Consider the following 7,461-nt stretch of genomic DNA (forward strand, 5'->3'; position numbering starts at 1 on the left):
GCCGATCTCCGCCGCGCTCAGCTCGGGTGGGCTCAGGCAAGCCCGCGGCAACGCTCCCGATGGTTGCATCGCTGGCGAGACTGGATCCTGGCTCACACCGACGAACTCACCGATCTGCTGCAAGCCGAAACAGGCAAGGTGCGCCCCGACGCCCTGGTTGAGACGACAGCATCGTGCGAGTTCATCACCTACTACGCAAACCATGCCGAGAAGTTTCTCGCTGACGAGCAAGTCCGATCCGCAGGTCTGCTAAGTCTGCCGAAACGGTTGTCCAAGACCTACCACCCGTACCCGGTTGTCGGGCTCATCACACCGTGGAACTTCCCGATCACCCTCTTCCTCATGGATGCAGCTCCTGCGCTGGCTGCCGGATGCGCAGTCCTGGCGAAGTCCTCGGAAGAGACGCCACTGACCTGTGCACGAGTCGTCGAGGGCTGGCACGAGATCGGCGCCCCACCAGTTTTGGCGCATGTTGTGGGTGCTAGCGAAGCAGGTGCTGCGGTCGTGGACGCCGCTGACTTCGTTCAGTTCACGGGCTCGACAGCCACCGGGAGGACAATCGCGATCCGCTGTGCCGAGCAATTGAAGCCTGTGAGCTTGGAGTTAGGTGGTAAAGATCCGGCGATCGTGCTGGAGGATGCCGACCTTGCTCGTGCTGTGGAGGGGATCGCGTGGGGCGGTCTGTTCAACGCGGGGCAGGTCTGCATCTCAGTCGAGCGGGTGTATGTGGTCTCTGAGATCTACGACGAGTTCGTGGCCCGGCTGGCTCAACGAGTACGGTCACTTACCCAAGGTGCCGCGGCAGGTGACGACGTAGGTGCGATGGTCACGGCGAGACAGGTCGAGATAGCCGATCGCCACGTCAGCCAGGCAGTGGCGGCAGGTGCGCAGGTACTGGCCGGCGGAACCCTAAGCGCGGTCGGGAACTACTACGCTCCAACCGTTGTGGTCGGCGTCGACCACACAATGGCCTGCATGACCGAGGAGACCTTCGGCCCCACGATCCCTGTGATGCGTGTCGCGGACGAGGACGAGGCCATCCACCTGGCTAACGACTCGGCGTTCGGCTTGTCTGCCACAGTGTGGACCCGCGACCATGCTCGTGCGCGGCGTATCGCACAACGTCTGGACGCGGGTGCAGTCAACATCAACGACGTCTTCAGCAACCTCTTCGCCACCACACTGCCGCACAGTGGATGGAAGGCCTCAGGTATCGGTGCGCGACTAGGCGGCGCCTACGGACTTCACAAATACTGCCGGGTCCAGTCCGTGACCGAGCCGCGGATCCCTGTCCTGACACGAGAACTCACGTGGTACCCGTACACCTCCCGACGTACGGCCATCGCCGAAAAAGTATTGCGTGCAGCAGCCGGTCGCGGTCTACGACAACGCCTCGGCCTGAACAAGGAGCACAGCAAGTGACGACACACAATCCCCATACCGCCGCGAAAACAGTGGCGATCACCGGGGGAGCCCGCGGCATCGGCTACCAGACCGCGAAGGAGCTGATCCGACGAGGTCACCGCGTGGCCATCGGCGACATCGACGAGGCACGTGCTAAGGAGACCGCCGCCGAACTGGGGGTTAAGGTTGTCACCCGCCTCGATGTCACCGACCCTGACTCGTTCAAAGACTTTCTCGACCTAGTCGAGGGAGACCTCGGCCCCCTCGACGTGCTGATCAACAACGCGGGCATCATGCCCACCGGGCACACCCACGAGGAAGACGACGCGGTGACCCGGCGGCAGGTCGAGATCAACGTCCTGGGAGTCATCTTTGGGACCAAACTCGCCCTTCAACGGATGCTCCCTCGTCGTACTGGACACATCATCAACACCGCATCACTGGCCGGCGAGCTCGCCGTCCCCGGTCTGGCGACCTACTGCGGCACCAAATTCGCGGTCATCGGATTCACGGAGGCGGCGCGACTGGAATACCGCAAGTCAGGCGTGCGGCTGTCCACAGTGCGGCCCACGTTCACCAACACCGAACTCGTTGCTGGGACAGCAGGAGCCAAGGGACTGCGCAATGCAGAGCCCGAGGAAATCGCTCGAGTGACAGGCGAACTGATCGAGAAACCGCGGCCCTTCGTGCGCGTCACTCGCCTCGCAGGGAGCATGGTCGCAGCGATGAAGTTCGTCCCCGAACGGCTCGCCACCAGGCTCGGATCGGCCCTGGACACAGACTCTGTATTCCTCGACGACGTGGACATGGGGGCACGTCAGGCCTACCTGGACAGAATTCGGAACAACTGACCTGGTCTTCGAACCCACCACCCAGAAAAGGAAGATACATGCCCCGCAAGATCCTGATCAAGGACTACCCCCATCAGATCGGGGGGCACTGTGGTTCTGGCGCAATGCGGGATCTTCTGCACTGGCATGGACTGGGGTGGGAAGGGCCACCCGATGAAGGTCTGGTGTTCGCACTCGGCGGCTCGCTGGGGCTAGCGTACCTCCGATCGAATGACCTGGTTCCACCATTGTATTTGGTGGGACGAGGGGCCGACTTCGAAATCGATCTACCCCGCCGGCTAGGCGGACAGGTCCACGTTCTCACCACCGACGATCCCAGTGAGGGATGGTCTTGGGTTCTCGACGAGATCGACGCAGGCAGACCCAGCCTGGTGTGGGGCGACATAGCCGAGCTACCGTACCTGCAGGTCCAGTTGCAGATGAGTCGCCACGACATCGTGGTGATCGGTTACGACGAAGCTAAGGGGATTGCCTTCGTCGTAGACAATGATCGCGCCGAGGTGCAGGAAGTCCCGCTCGATTCGCTGGCTCGGGCGCGTTCCTCGACGTCCTTCCCTCAACCGACGCGCCACTGTACATACCGCATCACCTGGCCGAGCGCGCTGCCAGACATGGCAACAGTGGCGGCAGAGGCATTTCGCCAATCCGCGGCCAACATGCGCCACCCGTCACAGCCGGGGATCGTTGATCTCACGACCATGGAGGCCGGGGCCGAGGGGCTAGCTGCAGTCGAGCAGTTGGCGGCCGACCTTCGAGCCTGGGCAGACCTTCCGACAAGAGATCTTGAGATCTTCCTGTTCAGTCTGGGCGCTTTCATCGAGAAGGCGGGCACCGGCGGCGGCCTATTCCGCCGGTTGCTCGCCGATGGCTGCGCGGATGTCGCACGCCTGACCGGTGATCTAGCCACCGCCGACCTCGCCGTCGCCGCCAGCCGTTGTGCGCAGGCATGGACCGAAACTGCACGTGCCGGGACCCAACGCGACATTGATGCGCGCGCTCGCTTAGCGGCGGTGGTCACGGCGGCTAGCCGACTACCAGAACTCGAGTCGAACCTGGTCGAGTCCCTGGAATTGGCTTCAACCTCACTTACGGCTGCAGGTCTCTGACAGCCCGCTGTTAACCAGGACGCCCGGTGAATTGATCTGCGGATCGCTGTTCGTTCGCAGGCACTATCGAATGAAGGAATGGTATGCAGAGCACGATGATGAACTTTCCCTTGACAACTGCGGCGATTCTGCGCCACGGTTCGAGTGTGCATAGCTCGGCAACCGTACGGACCTTGCAGTCCGACGGGAGCGTTAAGGTCGGCACTTTCGCCGAAGTCGGACGGAGAGCCGCACAGTTGGCCAACGCATTGCGCGGTTGCGGGATCACAGGCGATGAGCGTGTTGCGACCTTTATGTGGAACAACCAGGAGCATGTTGAGGCCTACTGTGCGGTGCCCTCGATGGGCGCAGTGCTGCACACCCTGAACCTACGTCTCACCCCTGATCAACTTGTCTACATCGGCAACCACGCCGAGGATCAGGTCGTAATTCTCGATGGAAGCCTGCTGCCCTTGCTGGCCCCTGTACTGCTGCAGCTCACCAGCGTGCACACCGTCGTCGTGACCGGCGAAGTGGACCTTACCCCGCTGCACCGTGACGGGGTCAGGGTCGTGGGGTACGAGGAGTTCCTCGCCTCTCAGTCCGATACGTTCGACTGGCCTGATCTCGATGAGCAGTCCGCAGCCGCTATGTGTTATACCTCGGGTACCACCGGCAACCCCAAAGGGGTCGCCTACAGCCACCGGTCGACGTACTTGCATTCGATGGCGGCCTGCGCCGCCGACGGACTGCGAGTCAGCTGCGATGATCGGATCCTTGCCATCGTGCCGATGTTCCACGCCAACGCTTGGGGACTAGTCTATGCCGCCCTTATGTCGGGCGCCGACCTACTCATGCCTGACAGGTTCCTGCAGGCTGAGCCGCTGGTGCGGCTCATCGACGCGCAGAGGCCGACCGTCGCGGGCGCAGTTCCGACGATCTGGAATGACGTCTTAAACTTCTTGGAGGCAAACTCCAGCTATGACATCTCCTCTCTCGGTCTGGTCGCCTGCGGTGGTTCCGCAGTACCCCTTCACCTGATGGAGGCCTTCGAGGAGAGGTACGGCGTGCAGGTCGTCCAGGCATGGGGAATGACCGAAACCTCGCCGCTGGCCGCCATCGCACGCCCACCGGTATCGCTCGATGTGCAGGAGCGCTGGCGCCTGCGCGCCACCCAAGGCCGCCCGGTTGCAGGGGTGGAGCTGAGGATTGTCGACGACGAGGGCAATAAGCTCCCGCACGACGGCGAAGCGGTCGGTGAGTTGCAAGCACGCGGGCCCTGGATTACCGGCTCGTACGTCGGCGAGGAGCATGACAGTGAGAAGTTTCAGGAAGGGTGGTTACGCACCGGCGACGTCGGGCGGATCGATGCACGCAATTTCGTGACGCTGACCGACCGCGCCAAGGACGTGATCAAGTCCGGCGGGGAGTGGATCTCCTCGGTCGAGCTCGAACTGCTGCTTGCCGGTCATCCAGACGTGCTCGAGGCATCTGTGATCGGAGTGCCGGACGAGAAGTGGCAAGAACGCCCCCTCGCGGTGATCGTTCCACGTGAGGGCCGCGAGCCCACACCTGCTAGTCTGCGCGACTTCCTCGACGGCAAGGTCGCCAAGTGGTGGCTGCCCGAGCGTTGGTGCTTCATCTCCGAGGTGCCCAAGACCTCAGTCGGCAAGTTCGACAAGAAGCGCCTACGCTCCCTGCACGCCGAAGGAGAGCTAGCTGTCATCGAAATCTAGGAAATTTTTTTCCAACCGGAGTTCTGAATAGGACGAGGCAGATGGAACGCGGGGCGGGAAGTTTTTCACGACACCGGCGTCCATCGCAGACTACGGCACTGGTGAAGGAGATGGGGTCGTGATCTCCCGTTGGGCGGGACACCTCGCCTGACCAACGTGGAGTTGAGCGAAGGGCTGCCACCGCACTCTCCGGAGTGCGCTCAGGTGTATTTGCATAACGGTCACACTCGAGACCGGCATTAAGCGCGGTTTCATCGACAGGAAGGTCGGACCATGGGCAAAGCTTCGGATGCGGTCGGGGGGTCGGTCGACCCAGACATGGAGGACTGGGTGCGCTCATTCCGGCCGCTGGAAGAATCTAGCTCGCCTGAGTTGCCACCCCACCACCCCAACTGTCTTGGGTGCGGGCCGACGAACCCGCACGGGCATTACCTGTCGGTACGGCGTTGCCGAGACGGCGTCGTTGCTCACCACCTCTTCGACCAACGTCACGTAGGGGCGCCCAGGATAGCACACGGCGGCGCGGTGGCGACCGTAATCGACGATCTTTTCGGTTTCCTGCTCTACACGGTCGGAGAACTCGGCGTGACGCGCCGTCTCGAACTCGACTACCTCGCGCCGGTTCTGCTTGCCACGCCTTACACCCTGCACGCCGATACACGGTCTCGCGATGGCCGGAAATTGAATCTCGCGGCCAGGATCGAGGATATAGAGGGTCGATCGGTCACCACGGCGACCGCCCTGTTCATCCTGGTCGACGTCGAACATTTCCTGCAGTCACAGGCGAATACTAAGAGGCAAGCATGAATGTACCGACCGAGAGGGAACTGCTCCTGGACGCCTTACTCACCGATCACGGCGCAGCCGGACCTTACGAAGCGTTCCGACGGCTGCGAGAGACGCGCCCCGTCTTGGTTACGCGATCGGGGGTGCTGGTATTGAGTCGCTACGACGATTGCGCGGCGGCGCTCCGCGACCGCAGACTCGGCAAGGCCGACGAGTCGCTGGGCTTCGGCTTGTCCGAGATCCCTGACGAGCTGCAACGTCGGGCCATGCATCGATTCCGGCGCACCATGCTGTTCCGTAACCCCCCTGACCATCACCGGCTGCGTCGACTGGTGGCCGACGTGTTCACCCCTCGACACATTGACGAGTTGCGCAGCCGCATCATCACACAGATCCATCACCTACTTAACGTCATGGAGGTACAGGTCTTCGTCGACATCATCACCGATCTGGCGCTCCCGCTGCCTGTGAATGTGATAGGCGAACTTCTGGGAGTTCCCGCGGCCGATCGGGCAGTTGCCGCGCCATTGGTGCGTGCCCTGCTCGCCTCACTGGAACCCGGAGCCAATGTTGAGGCTCTGACCGCCGCCTGTGAAGCCGAGAACCAACTTGCCATGTATTTCGCTGACCTGTTGGCGGTCAAACGCGCCCGCCCCGCCGATGACCTACTCAGCCGACTCGCCGTCGCGCACGGCGACGACATCCTGGATGACGACGAATGCGTCGGCACCGCGATTCTGTTGTTCGCCGCAGGGTTCGAAACCACCACAAACCTCATCGGCAACGGCGTCGCCGCGCTGCTCGCTCACCCCGACCAAATGCGCGAACTGGGTGCCAGGCCCGACTTGGCGAGCAATGCCGTCGAAGAATTGTTGCGTTACGACTCCCCCGTCCAGACCAACGGGCGCACGGTGCTCGAGCCGACACGGCTGGCAGGAGTCGATCTACATCCCGGTCAGATCGTATTGACCTTGCTCGGGGCGGCCAACAGAGATCCGGACCGATTTTGTGACCCGGATAAGCTCGACATCACCCGAACCGGAGTCCCACCGTTGTCGTTCGGCGCCGGCATTCACTTCTGTCTCGGCGCGCCGCTGGCCCGGCTCGAAGGATCCCTACTGTTCCCGATCCTGGTGGCTCGTTTTCCCGGTCTCCAGCTCGTCGAACAGCCTCGCTGGCGTACCGGGCTATCCTTCCGCGGGCTATCGAGTTTAAAGGTGGCAACCAGATGAGCCCTCCCCTACCCCCCACCAGAAGGGCTCAAAGTCTCGGGAGTTGAACCCGACCGAACCACCTCAATCGATCGGAGTCGCAGTGTCAGCGCAGCCTTTCCTAGGCTTCGCAGGTCGGGCGCCGACTCGCTTGCACGGCGCGACCGGAACCAGTTTGTCAGATCCATGCTCAGGGAGACGAGTTTACGGCCTGCGCGTGTGGTAGACGTGAGCGTGCGCGTGTGGTACATGTGAGCGGCTGGTGGCGGGGCCGGGAGAGAGAATACCGCAGCCCCGTGACCAGCACACCGCGACGCCCGTAACGGTCACCGATTGCTCCGGCAGGCAGCACAAGACACGCCAGCACCAGCGTGTAACCGTCGACGAT

General features: G+C 62.5%; 7 protein-coding genes. 6 read left to right on the forward strand and 1 reads right to left on the reverse strand.

Annotated elements, in window-relative coordinates; translation table 11 throughout:
• The 6 genes from A2J01_RS24350 to A2J01_RS24375 all read left to right on the forward strand — a co-directional run.
• The coding region (locus A2J01_RS24350; RefSeq protein WP_064113773.1) for an aldehyde dehydrogenase family protein at positions 1-1,422 on the forward strand (1,422 nt) is incomplete at its 5' end.
• Complete coding sequence (locus A2J01_RS24355; protein WP_003942425.1) at positions 1,419-2,255, forward strand: SDR family oxidoreductase; 837 nt, start codon at positions 1,419-1,421, stop codon at positions 2,253-2,255. The genes A2J01_RS24350 and A2J01_RS24355, both read left to right, overlap by 4 nt.
• 38 nt (positions 2,256-2,293) lie before the next feature.
• A complete protein-coding gene (locus A2J01_RS24360; protein ID WP_003942427.1) occupies positions 2,294-3,361 on the forward strand; it encodes a BtrH N-terminal domain-containing protein in 1,068 nt (355 codons plus the stop codon).
• 83 nt (positions 3,362-3,444) lie between these two features.
• Complete coding sequence (locus A2J01_RS24365) at positions 3,445-5,076, forward strand: fatty acid--CoA ligase (RefSeq protein ID WP_003942422.1); 1,632 nt, start codon at positions 3,445-3,447, stop codon at positions 5,074-5,076.
• A 273-nt stretch (positions 5,077-5,349) separates the two neighbouring features.
• Positions 5,350-5,883, forward strand: a complete 534-nt coding sequence (locus tag A2J01_RS24370; protein ID WP_003942418.1) for a PaaI family thioesterase — start codon at positions 5,350-5,352, stop codon at positions 5,881-5,883.
• Complete coding sequence (locus tag A2J01_RS24375; RefSeq protein ID WP_003942419.1) at positions 5,880-7,094, forward strand: cytochrome P450; 1,215 nt, start codon at positions 5,880-5,882, stop codon at positions 7,092-7,094. The genes A2J01_RS24370 and A2J01_RS24375 overlap by 4 nt, the downstream gene beginning before the upstream one ends.
• A gap of 169 nt (positions 7,095-7,263) precedes the next feature.
• On the opposite strand, the gene A2J01_RS37015 is transcribed toward A2J01_RS24375, so the two are convergent.
• A partial coding sequence (locus A2J01_RS37015; RefSeq protein WP_231915897.1) for a hypothetical protein occupies positions 7,264-7,461 on the reverse strand: 198 nt, incomplete at its 5' end.

This window comes from Rhodococcus sp. EPR-134, assembly GCF_001647205.1.
Classification (GTDB): domain Bacteria; phylum Actinomycetota; class Actinomycetes; order Mycobacteriales; family Mycobacteriaceae; genus Rhodococcus_F; species Rhodococcus_F qingshengii.